This window comes from Modestobacter sp. SYSU DS0657 (assembly GCF_054050925.1).
In genome coordinates, this window is sequence record NZ_JBJHAG010000008.1 from 68,245 (window position 1) to 86,451 (window position 18,207).

Sequence of the window (18,207 nt, forward strand, 5' to 3'; positions counted from 1 at the left end):
CACACAATGCTGGCGGGTCAGCGCAGGTGCCGCAGGAACGACTCCGGGGCGGCCAGGAACTGACGCCAGCTGGCGGTGAGCTCCAGCTCCGACCACACCGCCGGCCGCAGCCCCCACTCGCCGACCTCCAGCAGCGTCGCGCCGGGCAGCGCGGCCACCACGGGTGAGTGGGTGGCGACGACCACCTGCGCGCCCCGGTCGACCAGCGCCAGCAGGTGCGAGACGAGCGCGAGGCTGCCGCCGAAGGACAGCGCGGCGTCCGGCTCGTCGAGCAGGTAGGTGCCCTCGCCACCGGCCCGGCTGGTGAGCACCTCGAGGAACGCCTCGCCGTGGGAGAGCTCGTGGAAGGCGGGGCCGCCGCCGACCGACTCCAGGTAGCTGTAGAGGCCGTGCAGCGTCTCGTCGCGCAGGAAGTAGCCCCAGCGGGAGGCGCCCGGGCTGCGCTCGACCAGCAGCCCCAGCGACTCCGGTTCGCTGGGCCGGGTGCGGTGTCGGACGTTCGCCGAGCCACCCTCCGGGTTGAGCCCGAGCGTCACCGCCAGCAGCTCCATCACCGTCGACTTGCCCGACCCGTTCTCCCCGACCAGCACCAGCGCACCGGCGGGCAGCTCCAGCCCTTCGTCGACCAGCTGGGCGACCGCCGGCACGGTCAACGGCCAGCGGGCCCGCTGCTCGGCGGTGGGCGGCGCGGTGCGGTCGGGCTTGATGCGGCGGATCGGTCGCTGGTCCACGCCGGACATCCTGGCCGGGCGGTACGACGAACCGGACGTCGTCCTCCCGCACCAATGGCTGTCCTCCCGCACCGACGCTGGTGCGGGGGGACAGCCGGTGATCAGGTCACCTGATCACCGCTGGGCGAGGCGGGGGCAGCGGGGGCCTGCGTCAGCGGCCGAGGTGGCGGTACCGGCGGGTGCGGCTGCGCATCCGCTCGACGTCGTCGCGGCCCAGCAGCCCGGCCAGCTCCTCGGCGAGCACCCGGCCCAGCCGGCGGCAGAACTCCACCGGCTCGTCGGCGGCGTCGGGCCGCTCGGGCACCACCCGGTCGACGATCCCGGCCCGCCACAGGTCGGTGGCCCGCACGCCCTGGGAGGCGGCCAGCTCGTCGGCCCGGTCGACGGTGCGGTGCACGATCGCCGAGGCGCCCTCCGGCGGCAGTGGCCCCAGCCAGCCGTTCGCCGTCGCCAGCACCCGGTCGGCCGGCACGAGGGCCAGCGCACCGCCGCCGGTGCCCTGACCCAGCAGCACCGTGAGGGTGGGGGCGGGCAGCATCACCAGGTCCTGCAGGCAGCGGGCGATCTCCCCGGCCAGCCCGCCCTCCTCGGCCGCGGCCGACAGCGCCGCGCCGGGGGTGTCGATCAGGGTGAGCAGCGGCAGGCGCAGCTCGGCCGCCAGCCGCATGCCCCGCCGGGCCTCCCGCAGCGCCGCCGGCCCCAGCGGCGCGGTCAGCGACTGCCCGCGCCGGTCCTGCCCGAGCACGACGCACGGGGCGCCGCCGAAGCGGGCCAGCGCCAGCAGCAGCCCGGGGTCCTTCTCGCCGGCGCCGGTGCCCGACAGCGTCACGACGTCGGTCGCCGCGGTGCGCAGCAGCTGCCGGACGCCGGGCCGGTCGGTGCGTCGGGACGCGGTGACCACCTGCCACGCCGTCCGGCCGTCCTCGGGGTCGTCGGCGTCGGTGCCGTCGCCGTCGACCGGGCCCTCGACCGACGCGGCGCGGTGCCAGGTCTCCCGGGCGGCCAGCACTCGCAGCGCGCGGTCGGCCACCTCGGCGACGTCCGCGTGCGGCACCACGCCGTCGATCACCCCGTGCTCGGCGAGGTTCTCCGAGGTCTGCACGCCCTCGGGGAAGGCCTCGCCGTACAGCGCGGAGAACACCCGCGGGCCGAGGAAGCCGATCGCCGCCCCCGGTTCGGCGATGGTGACGTGCCCGAGCGAGCCCCAGGAGGCGAGGACCCCGCCGAAGGTGGGGTCGCGCAGGTACACCAGGTAGGGCAGGCCGGCCTCCTTGTGCCGGGCGATCGCCTGGGTGATGCCGATCATCTGCAGGAAGGCGACGGTGCCCTCCTGCATGCGGGTGCCCCCGGAGACCGGGGCGGCCAGCAGCGGCAGGCCCTCGGCGGTGGCCCGCTCGACGGCGGTCATCAGCCGCTCCGCGGTGGCGACGCCGATGGAGCCGGCCAGGAAGCCGAACTCCCCGGCGACGACGGCCACCCGCCGTCCGCGCAGCAGCCCCTCGCCGGTGACCACCGCCTCGTCCTGCCCGGTGCGCTCGACGGCGCGGGCCAGGTCGCGGGCGTAGTCGTCGTCGACCTCCCGCGGCGGTACCGGGGTGTCCCAGCTCCGCCACGACCCGGCGTCCAGCACCAGGTCGCGCAGCGCGCGGGCGTCCAGGCGGGTCACGAGTCGCCGGCCAGCCAGGCGCGGATCGCGTCGCCGTCGGCGCCGAGCACCGGGGGAGCGGTGTGCTCGCGGCGGGTGGTCTCGGTCTCCCCGTCCGGTCCGGGAGCGAAGAACCGGAGTGGCGGGCCGGGCAGCGTCAGCGCACCCGCCGTCGCGTGCTCGACGGTCACCTTCAGCCCCTGCGACTCGACCTGGTCCCAGGCGTAGACCTCGTCCAGGGTGCGCACCTTCCCCGCCGGCACCCCGGCGGCGTCCAGTCGGGCCAGCAGCTCGGCGGCGGGGATGTCGGCGAAGGCGTCCTCCAGCAGCTCGATCACCTGGTCGCGGTGCTCGACGCGCTCGCCGTTGGTGGCCATCCCCGGCGCCGCGGGGTCCAGCCCGAACTCGCTGCACAGCCGCCGCCACAGGCCCTCGCTGCCGCAGGACAGCTGCACGCTGCCGCCGGCGCAGCGGAACAGCCCGTACGGGGCGATCGACGGGTGGTGGTTGCCCTGCGCGCGCGGCACCCGGCCGGCCACCGTGTGCGCCGTGCCCTGGAAGGCGTGCACGCCGACGACCGAGGCCAGCAGCGAGGTGCGCACCACCTGGCCGCGACCGGTGCGCTCGCGCTCGTAGAGCGCGGCGACGACGCCGTAGCCGCCGTACATGCCGGCGAGCAGGTCGCCGATCGGCACGCCGACCTTCTGCGGGTCGTCCGGGCCCGGGCCGGTCAGCGACATCAGCCCGGCCTCGCCCTGGGCGATCTGGTCGTAGCCGGCCCGCTGCCCTTCGGGCCCGTCGTGCCCGAACCCGCTGATCGACAGCTGCACCAGCCGCGGGTTCAGCTCGGCCAGCACGTCGGTGCCGAAGCCGAGGCGGGCCAGCGTGCCCGGGCGGAAGTTCTCCAGCAGCACGTCGGCGCGGCGCAGCAGCTCGGTGAGCACCGCCTTGTCGCCGTCGTCCTTCAGGTCGAGGGTGATCGACTCCTTGTTCCGGTTCGCGGAGAAGAAGTAGGTGGACTCGCGGCCGTCGGGGGTCTCGACGAACGGCGGGCCCCACCCGCGGCTGTCGTCCCCGCTGCCGGGGTTCTCCACCTTGATCACCCGGGCGCCCAGGTCGCCGAGCATCATCCCGGCGTGCGGCCCGGCCAGCGCTCGGGTCAGGTCGACGACGAGCACGCCGTCCAGGGGGCCAGTCACAGCTCGCGGGTCCTCTCGTCGGTGGGTGGTCCGGTCAGCGTCCCACCGGGACGGGACCGCGTCAGGCCGTCTGCCATCCGCCGGTAGGCCGGCGGTCACAGCCAGCCCGGGACGACGAACACCAGCCAGGCCAGCAGCGGCCCGGCGGCGACGACGAGCCCGGAGTAGCCGAGCATCTGCTTGTAGAACCGGTCGCGGTCGACGTGCTGCGCGTTGGCCAGCACGAGCGCCCCGTTGGTGGAGAACGGGCTGACGTCGACGATCGTCGAGGCCACGGACACGGCGACCACGACGCCCACCGCCCCGATGTCCCCGGCGAGCAGGAACGGCACGGCGAGGGAGATCGCGACGCCGATGATCGCCGTCGACGAGGCGAACGCCGAGACCACGCCGCCGATGTAGGCCAGCAGCAGGGCGATCAGCAGGGGTGCGCCGAGGCCGATGACCGCGTCGCCGACGAAGTCGATGGTGCCCGCCTCCTCGAGCACGAAGACGAACGTCAGCACCCCGGCGATGAGCAGGACGGTCGACCAGCTGATCTGCGCGACGGCGCCCTTGTGCTTCTGCGCGGAGAACAGCGCCAGCACCACGGCGACGGTGATCGAGACGAAGCCGATGTCGAGGTCGAAGACCAGGGCCAGGACGGCGAGCGCCGCCAGGCCGACCAGCGTCAGGACCTGCTCGAACCCGACCGGCTCGGGGCGGTCCGGGTGCACGTGCTCGTCGTCGTCGCCGCCGACGCCGGGTCCGGGGGCGGCCCCGTGCCCGCGGACGACGGTGCCGTGCGCGTGCTCGGTGTGCGGCACCGGCCCGGCGGCGACCTTGCGGCCGAGGAGCGTGCGCCCACCGAGCGCGAAGAACAGCACCAGGGCGATCGCGATGTTGAACAGCAGCGCGCCGAGGAACACCACGAGCGGGCTGCCCTCGAGGTCGGACCGGTCGACGATGTCGTTGACGGTGACGCCGTAGACGCTGATGGGCGAGAAGCCGCCGCCCTGCGCCCCGTGGACGACCATCATCCCCATCAGCAGCGGGCTGATGTCGTGCCGCGCGGCGAAGCTCAGCGCGATCGGCGCGATGATCGCCACGGCCGCCGGGGAGAGCGCACCGATGGCGGTGAGCACCGCGGTGACGGCGAACATGACCCAGGGGATGGCTGCCACGTGGCCGCCGACGAGCCGCACCGCGCCCCGGACCAGCAGGTCGACCGTGCCGTTGTTCTGCGCGATGGCGAACAGGTAGGTGACGCCGATCAGCGTCAGCACCAGCTCGCCGGGGAACCCGGCGATGATGTCGTCGGTGGTCATGCCCACCGCGAGGGTACCGACCCCGAAGGCGGCCACGAACGCCAGCGCGCCCATGTTGATCGGCAGGACCGTGGCGATCGCGAAGATCACCACCAGGGCGATGATCGAGATGATCTCGGGCGACACGGGACCTCCAGGGCGTGCTCTTACGGGCCGGGCGCCCGGAGACGGAGGTCACCTTCTCTCACGGTCCGCGCGCGTGCACGCCCGGGTGCCCGGTGGCGCGTGCTCCGACATGTGCCCGGTGGCATGTGCGCAGCGTCGCCTCCCGCCTCACCACCTCGGGTGAGTCGACGACCCGCGCGGGCTGGCTAGGGTGGCCCGCATGCCGAGCCAGCCTGCCGAGCGCCCGACCACGACGAAGGCCGTCATCCCGGTCGCCGGGATGGGAACCCGGTTCCTGCCCGCGACCAAGTCGGTGCCCAAGGAACTGCTCCCGGTCGTCGACCGCCCGGCCGTGCAGTACATCGTCGAGGAGGCGGCTCGCGCCGGCCTGGGCCAGGTGCTCATGGTGACCGGCCGCAACAAGGGCGCGATCGAGGACCACTTCGACCGGACCCCGGAGCTGGAGACGGCGCTGGAGGCCAAGGGCGACCAGGGCCGGCTGGACGCCGTCGCCGAGTCCACCGACGTCGCCCAGGTGTTCTTCGTCCGCCAGGGCGAGGCGAAGGGGCTCGGGCACGCCGTCCTGCAGGCCGACGGCTTCGTCGGGGACGAGCCGTTCGCCGTGCTGCTGGGCGACGACATCATCGACGCCCGCGACCACCTGCTGGAGCAGATGCTCGCCGTCCAGGCCGAGCACGGCGGTGCGGTGATCGCGCTGCTGGACGTGGGTGCGGAGAACATCTCCAAGTACGGCGCGGTCGCCGTCGAGGACGCGCACGTCTCCGGCGACGCCGCCGGCGACCCGGTGTTCCGGGTGACCGGCATGGTGGAGAAGCCCCCGGCCGACGAGGCGCCCAGCTCGCTGGCGATCATCGGCCGCTACGTCCTCCCGCCGGAGGTCTTCCCGGCCATCCGCGACACCCCGCCCGGCCGGGGCGGGGAGATCCAGCTGACCGACGCGCTGCTGAAGCTGGTCGACGACGGCGTGCCGGTGCACGGCGTGGTCTTCTCCGGCCGCCGCTACGACACCGGTGACAAGCTCGACTACCTCAAGGCCGTGGTCCGGCTGGCCTCCGAGCGCGACGACCTCGGCCCCGCGTTCGGCCCCTGGCTGCGTGAGTTCGTCGCCGACCTGCCCGCCGAGGGCGCGTCGCCGGCCTGACCGGAGCCGTCAGGGGGCACCATCGGAGGCCAGGCCCGTCGAACGGCGGCCCGGCCGGGCACCCCGGCCGGCGGAGATGACCGACGACGGTCGGACGACGGTGGTGGGGATGAGCGAGGACGACACCCGAGGCTGGCTGGCCACTGGGACCCGGGACGCGAGCGGCCCGGATCCGGCGGCGGTGGGCGTGCCCACCCCGCGGGACACCCAGCTGATCGACCCCGGCAGCGGCCCGCGGGCGCTGGGCCGGGACACCGTGCAGGTCGACCGGTCGGTGTTCGCCTCCGACCGGGTGCCCTCCCCGGCGATCGCCACCGGTGACCGCACCCCCGACCCGCAGGCCGACACCGGCTCCGTCGACGTCTCCGGCGTGCGGCTGCGCACCGTCGAGCACCACCTGGACGTGATCCTCGGCGCGGTGCCGCAGCCCGACCCGATCGAGCTGGCCGTGCTCGACGCGCAGGGCCTGCTCTGCGCCGAGCTGGTCACCAGCGAGCTGGCGCTCCCGGCGTTCGACCAGGCCGGACTCGACGGGTACGCGGTGCGGTCGGTCGACATCGCCGCGGCCACCGTCGAGGAGCCGGTCGACCTCGCCGTCGTCGGCGACACCGAGGCCGGGTCGACCGGGGCGCCGGCGATCTCCGCCGGGTTGGCCGTGCGGGTCGCGGTGGGCGCGATGCTGCCCGCCGGGGCCGACGTCGTCGTCCCGGCCGCCTGGACCGACCAGGGTGTCGCCCGGGTCCGGGTGTTCGCCGCGCTGGCGCCGGGCAGCTACGTGCGCCGGGTCGGGGACGACGTCTCCCCGGGCGACGTCGCGGTGCAGGTCGGCACCCCGATCGGCCCGGCGCAGATCAGCCTGCTGGCCGCGGTCGGGAGGGAACGGGTGGCGGTCCGGCCGCGCCCGCGGATCTCGGTGCTCGCCGCCGGCGACGAGCTGGTCGACGTCGGCACCCCGCCGGCGCCCGGCCGGGTGGTCGACGTCAACAGCTACGCCCTGGCCGCCGCGGCCCGCGACGCCGGGGCCGAGGCGTACCGGGCCGGCATCCTGCCGCCCGACCGGCGCCGGATGGTGGAGCTCATCGAGGGGCAGACGCTGCGCAGCGACGTCGTGCTGATCGCCGGCACCTTCGCCAACGCCGGCCCCGACCTGCTGCAGGAGGCGCTGGCCGAGCTCGGCGGGCTCACCTTCACCCAGGTCGCGATGCACCCCGGCCCGGTGCACGCCTTCGGCAAGCTCGGGCCCAACGACGTCCCGGTCATCTGCGTGCCGGGGGAGCCGGTCGCCGCGCTGGTGGCCTTCGAGGTGTTCGTGCGCCCCGCGATCCGGCTGATGCTCGGCAAGCGGCAGCTGTTCCGCCGCACCGTGCAGGCCGTCTCAGCGCAGCAGCTGCTCTCGCCGTTGGGCTACCGCCAGTACCTGCACGGTCAGGTGATGCGCCACCCCGACGGCGGCTACGTGGTCGAGCCGATCGGCGACGGAGACCAGGCGATGCTCGCCCGGATGGCCAAGGCCAACTGCCTGATCGTGGTGGACGAGGACGTCACCGAGGTCGCCGCCGGCGGCCTGGTCACCGTCATGCCCATGCTGCTGGGCGGCTGAGCTGGAACCGGTTCCGCACCCGGGCTGGCCGGCGCGGCTGGCCTGGGGCGCGGTCGAGCTGCACCCCCTGCGGCGCGGCGACGCCGCCAGCTGGTCCCGGCTGCGGCTGGACAATGAGCAGTGGCTGGCGCCGTGGGAGCCGTCGTCGGAGGTGCCCTGGGCGCAGCGGCACAGCCCGTCGGCCTATCGCCGGATGCGGCGGGTCGCCGGGCGGCGGGCCCGGACGGGCAGCTCGCTGCCGTTCGCGATCCGCTGGCAGGGCCGGCTGGTCGGGCAGGTCACCGTGGACAACATCGTGCGCGGGGCGCTGCGCTCGGGGCACCTGGGCTACTGGGTCGACCGTTCGGTGGCCGGGCAGGGGGTCACCTCGCTGGCCGTGGCGCTGGTCTGCGACCACGCGTTCGGCCCGGTGGGGCTGCACCGGCTGCAGGCCGACATCCGACCGGAGAACCGGCCCAGCCGGCGGCTGGTGGAGCGGCTCGGCTTCCGGCAGGAGGGGCTGCTGCGCAGATACCTGGACATCGACGGGGCCTGGCGGGACCACCTGGCCTACGCGCTGCTCGCCGAGGACGCGCCCGCCGGGGTGTTCGAGCGCTGGCGCGCCCGCGTCCCGGACGCACCACCCCGGGCGTAGGAGGCTCTGCACCCGGTTCCCCGCCGGAGACCGGGTGCAGAGCTCCCTGTGCCTCGGGGGGGCCCCGTGCCGCGCAGTCCGGCGGTGACGAGGGGGATCGGGCGACGCCGGAACGGGCCCGCTCCGAGACCCGCCGGGGATGCCGACACGCCGGTGCGGGCAGGCATCGCGCCGACACACCGGTGAACGTCCCGTCCATCGGCAGACCGCGCCCTTACCTTGACTCCGCGAGTGACTGATGTGACTCGTGTGGCCCCAGGGATCGGGGTCGTGTCGTGGTGCCAGGGATGGATCGGGGTGTTCGTGATGGGATCAGGCGTGCTGCTGGCCGCTCTCGTCGTGTTGTGGTTCGTGGTCCTGGTGCCGATGGTGGTCACCCGGGGCGACGGCTCCAGCAGGACGGCGGCTCCCGACTCGGGTCGCACGCTCCAGCGTCGGCGGCCGGTGGACCCGGTGGTCCACGCCGAGACCGAGCGGGTGTCGATCGACCGCGCCCTGCTGCGCAGCAGCGGTGAGCTGCAGGTCGACGTGCACGCGCTGCGCCGGCGCACGCTGGCAGGCCTGGTCGCGCTCGCGCTGCTGGCCCTCGTCGGGGCGCTGGCCTGGCGCAGCTGGATGTGGGCGCCGCAGGTGCTGCTCGACGTCGCCGTCGTCGGCTACCTGATGGTCACCCGCGCCGCTGCCCAGCGGGAGCGCCGCGCGGCGGCCCGCCGCGCCGCCCGCGCTGCCCAGCGGCCGGTCCGCCGGCCGGCGCCGCGCGCCGAGGGCCACCCGAGCGCCCGCCCCGCCGCGGGCTGGGACGACGCCCGCCCGGCCTCGGCCGTGGTGCCGCCCCAGGCACCGGCCGCGCAGCACCCCAGCCTGCCGCTGGCGCCGGTGCACCCGCTGCGCCCGGGGCGCGTCGTCGCCGCCCGCACCCCGGCGCCCGCCGGCTGGCAGCACAGCGCGGTCGTGGGCCTCGACGACGACGACATCGGCTTCGCCGACGTCGACGTCTACCAGCCGCGCCGGGTCGCCAACGGCTGAGGCGGACCCGCCGGCGCTGCCCCCCTGACAGCGCCGGCGGGAGCGGGAGGTAATCTCGTTCCCGCACCACGGGGCTGTGGCGCAGACCGGTAGCGCACCTCGTTCGCATCGAGGGGGTCAGGGGTTCAAATCCCCTCAGCTCCACCACCCAGGCCGGGTCCCACCAGGGGCCCGGCCTGTTGCTTTCCCCGGTGGCGGTGGCGGTGCCGGTGCCGGTCCCGGTCGACGGCCGACCACGCCGGCCCGGCGTCCTCGACCACCGGGAGCCGGTCGGCGCCGCCACCCGACCGCGACCCCGTCGGCGGCGCTGTCCTGGACGCCGAGCCCCAGCGCCTGGGCGACCGGACACCGGTTCGAGCGCAGCGCCGGCAGGGCGGTGCAGGGTGGCGGCAGCGTCAGCCCGGTCTCCACCGGCTCGGCCACCGACGGTCCGCTGGTCAACGGCACCGCGCACACCTACACGCTCAGCGCCTACCGGGGGACGTGGATCTCGCCCCGCGGTGACCGTGACGCTGACGCCGTCCTGCTGGGTCCCGCGCGGGGGTGGGGCCCGGCCGCCCTCCCGGCCGGACAGCTCCTAGAACCAGGAGGGGAACCACATCCGCTGCAGCCACTCCGCGTGCGACAGCGGCGACCCGGTGAGCACCGGGTGGAAGAAGACGAACGTCATCGCCACCACCGCCAGGTACAGGCACACCGCGCCCAGGCCCACCTGCCGGCGGAACGTGCCCGCGCCCGGTCGGCCCAGCGCGTCCTGCAGCACCAGCGTCACCGCCAGCACGAAGAACGGCACCGCCGGTGCCATGTAGAAGATGAACATCGTGCGCTCGGTGTTGATGAACCAGGTCAGCCAGCCGGCGGCGATCCCGGTCGCGGCGACGGCCGCGGCCCGGTCGCGGCGGGCCACGATCCGCCAGAGCAGCCACAGCGTCGCCGGCAGGAAGAGCCACCACAGCGTGGGCGTGCCGAGCATCAAGATGTAGCGGACCACCTGCCCGCCGTCGGCGTCGGTGAGCCCCTGCGGGTTCCACAGCAGGATCGGCCGGCCGTCGACGATCCACGACCACGGCCCGGACTCCCACGGGTGCGGGCTGGACAGCCCGCTGTGGAACCTCAGCCACTCGGCGTGCATGTGCCACAGCGCACGCAGCGCCCCGGGGACGAACGGCCAGTCGGTGTCCGGGTTCTGCTCCGCCCAGTGCCGGCCCTGCGCGTTCTCGCCGCGGAACCAGCCGGTGAAGGTGGCCAGGTAGGTGAGCACCGGGACGACCGCCAGCGCCCACGTGGCGCCGGGCAGCCCCCGGCGCAGCGCGGCGAGCGTCGGCCGGGCCGCCCCGGCCTCCCGCCAGGTGGCCCGGTCCCACCACAGCGACAGGACGGCGAAGGCGGCCAGGAACCACACGCCGCTCCACTTCACCCCGCAGGCGCAGCCGAACAGCACCCCCGCGGCGATCCGCCAGCCGCGTGGCCCCAGCCGGAACCCGGTCGCGGTCACCCGGTCGGCGCCGTCGCGGACGCGCTGGGCCACCCGGTCCCGGTCGACGACCAGGCAGGCGACCGCGGACACCACGAAGACCTGCAGGAAGACGTCGAGCAGGCCGATCCTGCCCAGGGTGAAGGAGAACCCGTCCAGCGCCAGCAGCAGGCCGGCGACCAGTCCCAGCAGCGTCGAGCCGGTCAGCCGCCGGGCCAGCCGGGTCAGCACGACGACGGCGATGGTCCCGGCGACCGCGCTGGGGAACCGCCAGCCCAGGGAGTCGTAGCCGAACAGCTGCTCGCCCACCGCGATCAGCCACTTGCCCAGCGGCGGGTGGACGATGAACGTGTACCCGCGGTTGTACTCGTAGCCGAGCTCCAGCAGCTCGGCGGCCTCCGGCGGGTAGTACGCCTCGTCGAAGACCAGCTCCCGCGGGTAGCTGATGCCCCACAACCGGGACGCCAGCGTGGCCAGGCCCAGCAGCGCGGTGAGCACCGCGGCCAGCCGCCGGTCGTCGGGCAGCCGGGGCACCGGCTGACGACTCGGCCGTGGCGGGCGCCGGAGCCGGCGCGGCCGAGCGGGGTCCTCCGGTGCCGACTCGATCCGCTCGGGGGCCAGCACCGCCATGCCGGTCAGGGTAGACAGCGGACCTGCCCGCGCCCGGGAGCTCGCGCCGGGCCCTGCGGGCGGGCCGACGGCGGGCGGCGTGACAGGCTCGGCACCGTGACTGGACGACTCGTGCTCGGCGGTGCCCCGCTGGGTCAGCCCGGCGACGTCGGCCCGCGGCTGCGGCAGGCGATGGCCGAGGCCGACGTCCTGGCGGTCGAGGACACCCGGCGGCTGCACCGGCTGGCCAAGGACCTCGAGGTGACCCTCAGCGGGAAGGTCGTGACCTTCCACGAGAGCGTGGAGCGGGCCCGGCTGCCCGGGCTGGTCGCCGCGCTGACCGAGGGCCGCACCGTCCTGCTGATCACCGACGCCGGCATGCCCTCGGTCTCCGACCCCGGCTACACGCTGGTGCGCGCCGCCATCGAGGCCGGCATCGAGGTCACCTCCGTGCCCGGGCCCTCCGCCGTCGTCACCGCCCTCGCCGTCTCCGGCCTGCCGTGCGACCGGTTCACCTTCGAGGGGTTCCTGCCCCGCAAGGGCGGGGAGCGGCGCTCGACGCTGGCCGCGCTGGCCGCAGAGCCGCGGACGATGGTCTTCTACGAGTCCCCGCACCGGCTGGCCGACGCGCTCACCGACGCCGCCGCGGTGTTCGGCGCCGACCGGCCCGCCGCGGTCTGCCGGGAGCTGACCAAGACCCACGAGGAGGTCCGCCGCGGCGGGCTGGGGGAGCTGGCCACGTGGGCCGCCGAGGGCGTGCGCGGGGAGATCACCCTGGTGGTGGCCGGCGCGGTCGCCGGGCCGGTCTCGCTCGAGCCGGCGGAGCTGGCGGCCGAGGTCGCCGCCGAGGAGGCCGCCGGGGCCGACCGCAAGGAGGCGATCCGCACCGTCGTGGCGCGCACCGGCCTGCCCCGCCGGGTGGTCTACGACGCCGTCGTCGCCGCCAAGTCCCCCTGACGTCCGCGCCGTTGTGCGCTGGTCGTCGGTTCGGCTCACCCGGACCGACGATCACTGCACACCGGCGAGGGCGGCGGCGATGCGGGCGACCAGCCGGCCCGGGTTCCGCAGGTCGGCGCTGGTCACGAAGACCACGCGCCAGCCCGCAGCCGTCAGCCGGTTCAACCGCTCCCGGTCGCGGGCGAACTGGCCGGGTTCGGCGTGCCAGAGCCCGTCGTACTCCAGGGCCACCCGCTGCTCCGGCCAGGCGAAGTCCACCCGCGCGACGAACCGGCCGCGATCGGTCACCCGGTACTGCGCCACGGGTGCCGGCAGCCCACTGCGGCCCAGGATCAGCCGCAAGCGCGTCTCCTGGGGCGACTCCGCGAGCCCGTCGGCGAGCGCGACCGCCTGCCGGGCGCGACGGCAGCCCGGGCCCATCGCGGCGCCGGCCAGCCAGCGCACCTCGTCCAGGTCGGCGCCCGCGAGCACCACCATCTGGTCGACCGCAGCCACCGCGTCGTCCAGCGGGAGCGCTCCGGCCAGCCGGACGGCGGTCGCTTCGGGCGTGGTCAGGTGGACGCCCCGTTGCCAGACCACGTGCTTCTCCTCCAGCTCCGCGCGCCGGACGCGCAGTCCTCGCACGCGCACCGGGTGACTGCCCCGCCAGCGGGTGACCTCGACGTCCTCGTCGGCCCCGGCGAGTGGCAGGCCCCAGAGCACCGCCGCGCTGACCCCGGTGACGACGTCGTCCGGCAGCAGCAGGGCAACGGCCGCGCGAGCCCGCAGTTCGTGCGTGACCTCCACGTCCCGGTGCACGTAGACGTCGGGGAAGAGGCGGACCCAGCAGGACCGTCGCAGCTGTGCCGGGGTCAGCGCACCGTCCCGGACCGCGGCGGAGCCGCGGAACGGGGCAACGCGGAGGTGGTGGGGCACGGCCAGCACCCCTGCACCCTGCCGCGCCCACCGGGTGCACCCCGTTCGTCGTCCACAGGCGCGTCCGTTGTGCGCTGGTCGTCGGTCAGGCGGCCGCGAACCGACGATCAGTGCACAACGGTGGGCGGCGGGGGCGAGGTCAGATCCAGCCGCTGCGCTTGAAGCCGCGGTACAGGCCGAAGCAGACGCCGACCATGAGCAGGAGCGCCGCCGGATAGCCCCACACCTGGTGCAGCTCGGGCATCACGTCGAAGTTCATCCCGTAGATCCCGGCGATGAGCGTGGGGGTCGCGATGATGCCGGCCCAGGCGGAGATCTTGCGCATGTCCTCGTTCTGCGCCACCGAGATCCGGGCCAACGCCGCCTGCAGGATGTTCGACAGCAGCTCGTCGAGCCCGGCGACCTGGTCCCGGGTGCGCAGCGCGTTGTCCTGCACGTCGCGGAAGTAGGAGCGCATGTTCTCGGGCACCAGCTCCAGGGGCCGGTCCGCGAGCGTGGACAGCGGCAGCTCCAGCGGGCCCACCGCCCGGCGCAGCTGCATCAGCTCGCGCTTGAGCTGGTAGATGCGCGGGGTGTCGTCGGTGCGGGCCGCGCTGAACACCGAGACCTCGAGCTCCTCGACGTCGTCCTCGACCGCCTCGGCCACCTCGACGAAGTCGTCGACGACGTGGTCGGCGATGCCGTAGAGGACGGCGGCCGGGCCGAGGCAGAGCAGGTCCGGCTGCTGCTCCAGCGCCTTGCGCAGCCGGCTGAGCTCGCTGTGGTTGCCGTGCCGGACGGTGATCACGTGGTCGGCGCCGACGAACACCATGATCTCGCCGGTCATCACCACCTCGCTGGTGGCGGTGAGCTCGTCGTGCTCCACGTACGCCGCCGTCTTCAGCACCATGAACAGCGCGTCGTCGTAGCGCTCCAGCTTGGGCCGCTGGTGGGCGTAGACGGCGTCCTCCACGGCGAGCGGGTGCAGGCCGTAGTGCTCGCCGATGGCGGTGAGCTCCTCCTCGGTGGGCTCGAACAGCCCCAGCCACACGTACCCGCCCTGCTCGCGGGCCACCGCCAGCGCCTGGTCGGGAGACGTGTCGCGCCGCTCGCCCGCCACGTAGACGGCGCAGTCGACGACCGGGTCGGGGGTGTCGCGGGTCGACCGCCGTGGCAACCGCGGCGCCCCGGCCGGCCGCGGGCGCACCGTCTCGGGGAGAGTCGCCGCCGGCGGGGCCCCGGCAGGTCGCTGGGCACGGGGGTCGGTCTCGCTCACGGCTCTCCTCGAGTGGTCGTGGGGACGGCGGGTGGGCGCCGGCCGGACCCGGGCACGCCCCGCGTCGATGATCACCGCTGCTTCGCCGCTTCGCCCACCCGGGGCCGCGCCGGGGCCTCACCCCTCCGGGTGAGTGCTCGCCGATGGCCCTCGGGCGCCTGCCCGCAGGGGCCGACGGAACCGGTGACACCCGTCCCCGGCCCGGAGAGCTCCCGTGACCAGCGCAGTCCTCGACGTCCCCCGCCCGGCCCTCCGCCCGTCGGCACCGGTCGCGGCCCGCTCGCTGCGGATGCCCGCCGCCGTGGTCGCCGCGGGGGTGCTGGCCGTGGTGGAGGCCCTCGGCCTGCTCGCCCTCGGCCTGGCCGGGCTGGACGGCGTCTTCGGCACCGGCGTGCGGCCCTCCGGGGTCGCGGTGGCGGTCAGCCTGCTGCTGCTGGCCGGCTGGGTGGTGCTCGCCGCCGGTGGCGGGGCCAGCCTGGTCGACGGCGCGGGGCGGGGCCTGCTGGTCGGCGTCAGCTGCGCGGAGATCGCACTGCTGGCGGTGCTCGGCACCGCCGGACTGCTCGGCGCCGAGCTCACCGTGGCCGGGGGGCTGCCGCTGCCCGGCCTGGCCCTGGTCGCCCTGGGCGTGCCGACCGGGAAGCTGCTGCTGGCCACCAGCCCGTCGGCCGGGGCCTGGGTCGCCGCCGGTGGGCGCCCGCGCCCCGCCCGGCGCGCCGTCCCCGTCGTCGAGCGCCGCGGCCTCCGGCTGGTGACGGTCGCCTGCATCGGCCTGGCGCTCACCGCCGTCGCCCTGCTGGGCGCCCCCGCCGCGGAGGCCCCCGCGCCCAGCACCGCCGCCGTCGTCGACGCCCCCTGACCTCCCCGTACCCTCGTGCCGTGACTGATCGGCACATCCTCACCGCCGTCGCGTGGCCCTACGCCAACGGCCCACGGCACATCGGCCACGTCTCCGGGTTCGGCGTCCCCTCCGACGTGTTCAGCCGGTACCACCGGATGACCGGTGACCAGGTGCTGATGGTCAGCGGCACCGACGAGCACGGGACGCCGATCACCGTCGCCGCCGACGCCGAGGGCATCACCCCCCGGGAGATCGCCGACCGCAACAACCGGGTGATCGTGAACGACCTGGCGAGCCTCGGGCTGAGCTACGACCTCTTCACCCGGACGACGACGGCCAACCACCGCGCGGTGAGCCAGGAGATCTTCCTGGGCCTGCTGAAGAACGGCTACGTCTTCCCGCAGACGACGCTGGGCGCGATCAGCCCGTCGACCGGGCGCACCCTGCCCGACCGCTACATCGAGGGCACCTGCCCGATCTGCGGCTACGACGGCGCCCGCGGCGACCAGTGCGACAACTGCGGCAACCAGCTCGACCCGACCGACCTGGTCAACCCGGTGAGCCGGATCAACGGTGAGACGCCGAAGTTCGTCGAGAGCGAGCACTACTTCCTCGACCTGCCGGCGTTCACCCGCGCACTCGGCGACTGGCTGGCCACCCGCAGGAGCTGGCGGCCCAACGTGCTCAACTTCAGCGTCAACCTGCTGGAGGACCTCAAGCCGCGCAGCTACACCCGGGACATCGACTGGGGTGTGCCGGTGCCGCTGGACGGCTGGCGCGACCGCAACGACAAGCGGATCTACGTGTGGTTCGACGCCGTGGTCGGCTACCTGTCGGCGTCCATCGAGTGGGCCCGCCGTTCCGGCGACCCGGAGGCGTGGCGGCAGTGGTGGCAGTCGCCGGACGCCGATGCCTACTACTTCATGGGCAAGGACAACATCGTCTTCCACTCCGAGATCTGGCCGGCCCAGCTGCTCGGGTACAACGGCGCCGGCGACAAGGGCGGGACGCCGGGTTCCTACGGTGCGCTGAACCTGCCCACCGAGGTGGTCTCCAGCGAGTTCCTCACCATGGAGGGGCGCAAGTTCTCCTCCTCGCGCAACGTGGTCATCTACGTGCGCGACTTCCTGTCCCGCTACGACGCCGACGCCCTGCGGTACTTCATCGCGGTGGCCGGGCCGGAGAACCAGGACACCGACTTCACCTGGGCGGAGTTCCTGCGCCGCAACAACGACGAGCTGGTCGCCGGCTGGGGCAACCTGGTCAACCGCACGGTGTCGATGGCCGCCAAGAACGTCGGCGCCGTCCCCACGCCCGGTGAGCTGACCGACGCCGACCGGGCGCTGCTGGCCACCACCTCCGGCGCCTTCGCACCGGTGGGCGAGCTGCTGGGGCGCAACCGGCAGAAGGCGGCGGCCACCGAGGCCATGCGGGTCGTCGGCGAGGCGAACAAGTACCTCTCGGACCAGGCGCCGTGGAAGCTCAAGGAGGACCCGGCCCGCCGGGACACCGTGCTGCACACCGCGCTGCAGGCGATCAAGGACTGCAACGCGTTGCTGACGCCGTTCCTCCCGCACTCCGCGCAGCAGGTGCACGAGCTGCTCGGCGGCACCGGCCCCTGGTCGGTCGCGCCGAGCGTGGTGGAGACCGAGGACCTCGACGACGGCTCGCCGTACCCGGTCATCACCGGGGACTACGCAGCCGGTCAGGCGGTCTGGGCGTCCACGCCGCTGCCGCCGTCGGGCACCCCGCTGGCCCCGCCGAAGCCGGTGTTCACCAAGCTCGACGACTCGATCGTCGCCGACGAGCTCCGGCGGCTCGAGGAGGGCGGCCAGGGCGGCACGGGGAACGGCGAGGCATGAGCCGCTCGGCCGCGTCCCGGGCCAACCGCCGGGGTGAGCCGCCGCCGTCCCCGGAACCGCTGCCGGCGCCGGCGGTCGACAGCCACACCCACTTCGACATCGCCGTCGGCGGTGACGACCGGGCGCCCACCGACGCGGAGGTCGACGAGGCGGTCGCGGCGGCCGTGGCCGTCGGCGTCCCGAGGCTGGTGCAGGTCGGCGTGGACGTCGAGTCCTCGCGCTGGTCGGCCGAGCTGGCCGCCCGGCACCCGAACGTGCTGGCCGCGGTCGCGCTGCACCCCAACGACGCCGGGGCCGGTGCGGCCACCGAGGCGGCGCTGGCCGAGATCGACCGGCTGGCGGCGCAGCCGCGGGTGCGGGCGGTGGGGGAGACCGGGCTGGACCGCTACCGCACCGGCGAGGACGGCTGGGCGGCCCAGGAGGCGTCGTTCCGGGCGCACATCGACATCGCCAAGCGGCACGGCGCCGCCCTGGTCATCCACGACCGCGACGCGCACGAGCACGTGCTGCGCGTGCTGGAGGAGGAGGGCGCACCCGAGCACACGGTGCTGCACTGCTTCTCCGGCGACGCCGCGTTCGCCCGGCAGTGCATCGACCGGGGCTACGTGCTCTCCTTCGCCGGCACCCTCACCTTCGGCAGCGCCGGGTACCTGCGGGAGGCCGCGGCGCTGACCCCGCTGGACCAGCTGCTGGTGGAGACCGACGCCCCGTTCCTCACCCCGGCACCGCTGCGTGGCCGGCCCAACGCGGCCCGGCTGGTGCCGCACACGGTGCGGGCGCTGGCCGAGGTCACCGGCACCGACCTCGAGCAGCTGTGCGGTGCCCTCACCGCCACCGCGGAGCGCGTCTTCGGCGCCTGGGACTGAGGACCCGAAGCGGCTCCGC

Annotated in this window: 15 protein-coding genes and 1 tRNA gene; 9 read left to right on the top strand and 7 right to left on the bottom strand. The window is 74.9% G+C overall.

What is annotated here, in order from left to right; genetic code table 11:
* Nucleotides 1–17: 17 nt before the first annotated feature.
* The 4 genes from ACI79A_RS07435 to ACI79A_RS07450 form a co-directional block, all read right to left on the bottom strand.
* The gene (locus ACI79A_RS07435; RefSeq protein ID WP_457081548.1) at nt 18–731 is read right to left on the bottom strand and encodes an AAA family ATPase; all 714 of its coding nucleotides are present in this window, start codon (nt 729–731) and stop codon (nt 18–20) included.
* Nucleotides 732–882: 151 nt separating this feature from the next.
* The gene (locus tag ACI79A_RS07440; RefSeq protein ID WP_457081550.1) at nt 883–2,397 is read right to left on the bottom strand and encodes a carboxyl transferase domain-containing protein; all 1,515 of its coding nucleotides are present in this window, start codon (nt 2,395–2,397) and stop codon (nt 883–885) included.
* Nucleotides 2,394–3,575, bottom strand: a complete 1,182-nt coding sequence (locus tag ACI79A_RS07445) for a CaiB/BaiF CoA transferase family protein (protein WP_457081552.1) — start codon at nt 3,573–3,575, stop codon at nt 2,394–2,396. The genes ACI79A_RS07440 and ACI79A_RS07445 overlap by 4 nt, the downstream gene beginning before the upstream one ends.
* A 95-nt stretch (nt 3,576–3,670) precedes the next feature.
* A complete protein-coding gene (locus tag ACI79A_RS07450) occupies nt 3,671–5,008 on the bottom strand; it encodes an SLC13 family permease (RefSeq protein WP_457081554.1) in 1,338 nt (445 codons plus the stop codon).
* Between the two features lie 199 nt (nt 5,009–5,207).
* On the opposite strand from ACI79A_RS07450, the gene ACI79A_RS07455 reads away from it, so the two are divergent.
* The 5 genes from ACI79A_RS07455 to ACI79A_RS07475 all read left to right on the top strand — a co-directional run bounded on the left by ACI79A_RS07455 (nt 5,208) and on the right by ACI79A_RS07475 (nt 9,556).
* Entirely contained in the window at nt 5,208–6,149 is a 942-nt protein-coding gene (locus ACI79A_RS07455) for a UTP--glucose-1-phosphate uridylyltransferase (protein ID WP_457081556.1), read from the top strand.
* 109 nt (nt 6,150–6,258) lie between these two features.
* On the top strand, nt 6,259–7,749 hold the full coding sequence (gene glp / locus ACI79A_RS07460; protein ID WP_457081558.1) for a molybdotransferase-like divisome protein Glp: 1,491 nt from the start codon (nt 6,259–6,261) through the stop codon (nt 7,747–7,749).
* Between the two features lie 67 nt (nt 7,750–7,816).
* A complete protein-coding gene (locus ACI79A_RS07465; RefSeq protein WP_457081649.1) occupies nt 7,817–8,383 on the top strand; it encodes a GNAT family N-acetyltransferase in 567 nt (188 codons plus the stop codon).
* 306 nt (nt 8,384–8,689) lie between these two features.
* Nucleotides 8,690–9,409, top strand: coding sequence for a divisome protein SepX/GlpR (gene sepX / locus ACI79A_RS07470; RefSeq protein WP_457081560.1), 720 nt, complete (start codon nt 8,690–8,692; stop codon nt 9,407–9,409).
* A 70-nt stretch (nt 9,410–9,479) separates the two neighbouring features.
* Nucleotides 9,480–9,556 (top strand) — tRNA-Ala (locus ACI79A_RS07475).
* 430 nt (nt 9,557–9,986) lie between these two features.
* Here ACI79A_RS07475 and ACI79A_RS07480 read toward each other — a convergent pair.
* Nucleotides 9,987–11,513, bottom strand: coding sequence for a dolichyl-phosphate-mannose--protein mannosyltransferase (locus ACI79A_RS07480; RefSeq protein ID WP_457081562.1), 1,527 nt, complete (start codon nt 11,511–11,513; stop codon nt 9,987–9,989).
* Nucleotides 11,514–11,609: 96 nt separating this feature from the next.
* On the opposite strand from ACI79A_RS07480, the gene rsmI reads away from it, so the two are divergent.
* Nucleotides 11,610–12,449 carry a 16S rRNA (cytidine(1402)-2'-O)-methyltransferase gene (rsmI, locus tag ACI79A_RS07485; protein ID WP_457081564.1) on the top strand — a complete coding sequence of 280 codons (840 nt, stop codon included), beginning with the start codon at nt 11,610–11,612 and terminating at the stop codon, nt 12,447–12,449.
* A gap of 51 nt (nt 12,450–12,500) precedes the next feature.
* Here rsmI and ACI79A_RS07490 read toward each other — a convergent pair whose 3' ends face one another.
* Nucleotides 12,501–13,373 carry an endonuclease domain-containing protein gene (locus ACI79A_RS07490; protein ID WP_457081566.1) on the bottom strand — a complete coding sequence of 291 codons (873 nt, stop codon included), beginning with the start codon at nt 13,371–13,373 and terminating at the stop codon, nt 12,501–12,503.
* Between the two features lie 130 nt (nt 13,374–13,503).
* Complete coding sequence (corA, locus tag ACI79A_RS07495; protein ID WP_457081568.1) at nt 13,504–14,619, bottom strand: magnesium/cobalt transporter CorA; 1,116 nt, start codon at nt 14,617–14,619, stop codon at nt 13,504–13,506.
* 214 nt (nt 14,620–14,833) lie between these two features.
* Between corA and ACI79A_RS07500 the strand changes: the two genes are divergently transcribed.
* The 3 genes from ACI79A_RS07500 to ACI79A_RS07510 are packed head-to-tail and all read left to right on the top strand — an operon-like array spanning nt 14,834 to nt 18,188.
* A complete protein-coding gene (locus ACI79A_RS07500; protein WP_457081570.1) occupies nt 14,834–15,478 on the top strand; it encodes a hypothetical protein in 645 nt (214 codons plus the stop codon).
* 20 nt (nt 15,479–15,498) lie between these two features.
* Entirely contained in the window at nt 15,499–17,322 is a 1,824-nt protein-coding gene (gene metG / locus ACI79A_RS07505; RefSeq protein WP_457081572.1) for a methionine--tRNA ligase, read from the top strand.
* The gene (locus ACI79A_RS07510; RefSeq protein WP_457081574.1) at nt 17,319–18,188 is read left to right on the top strand and encodes a TatD family hydrolase; all 870 of its coding nucleotides are present in this window, start codon (nt 17,319–17,321) and stop codon (nt 18,186–18,188) included. Before metG ends, ACI79A_RS07510 begins: the two co-directional genes overlap by 4 nt.
* The last annotated feature ends 19 nt before the right edge of the window (nt 18,189–18,207 follow it).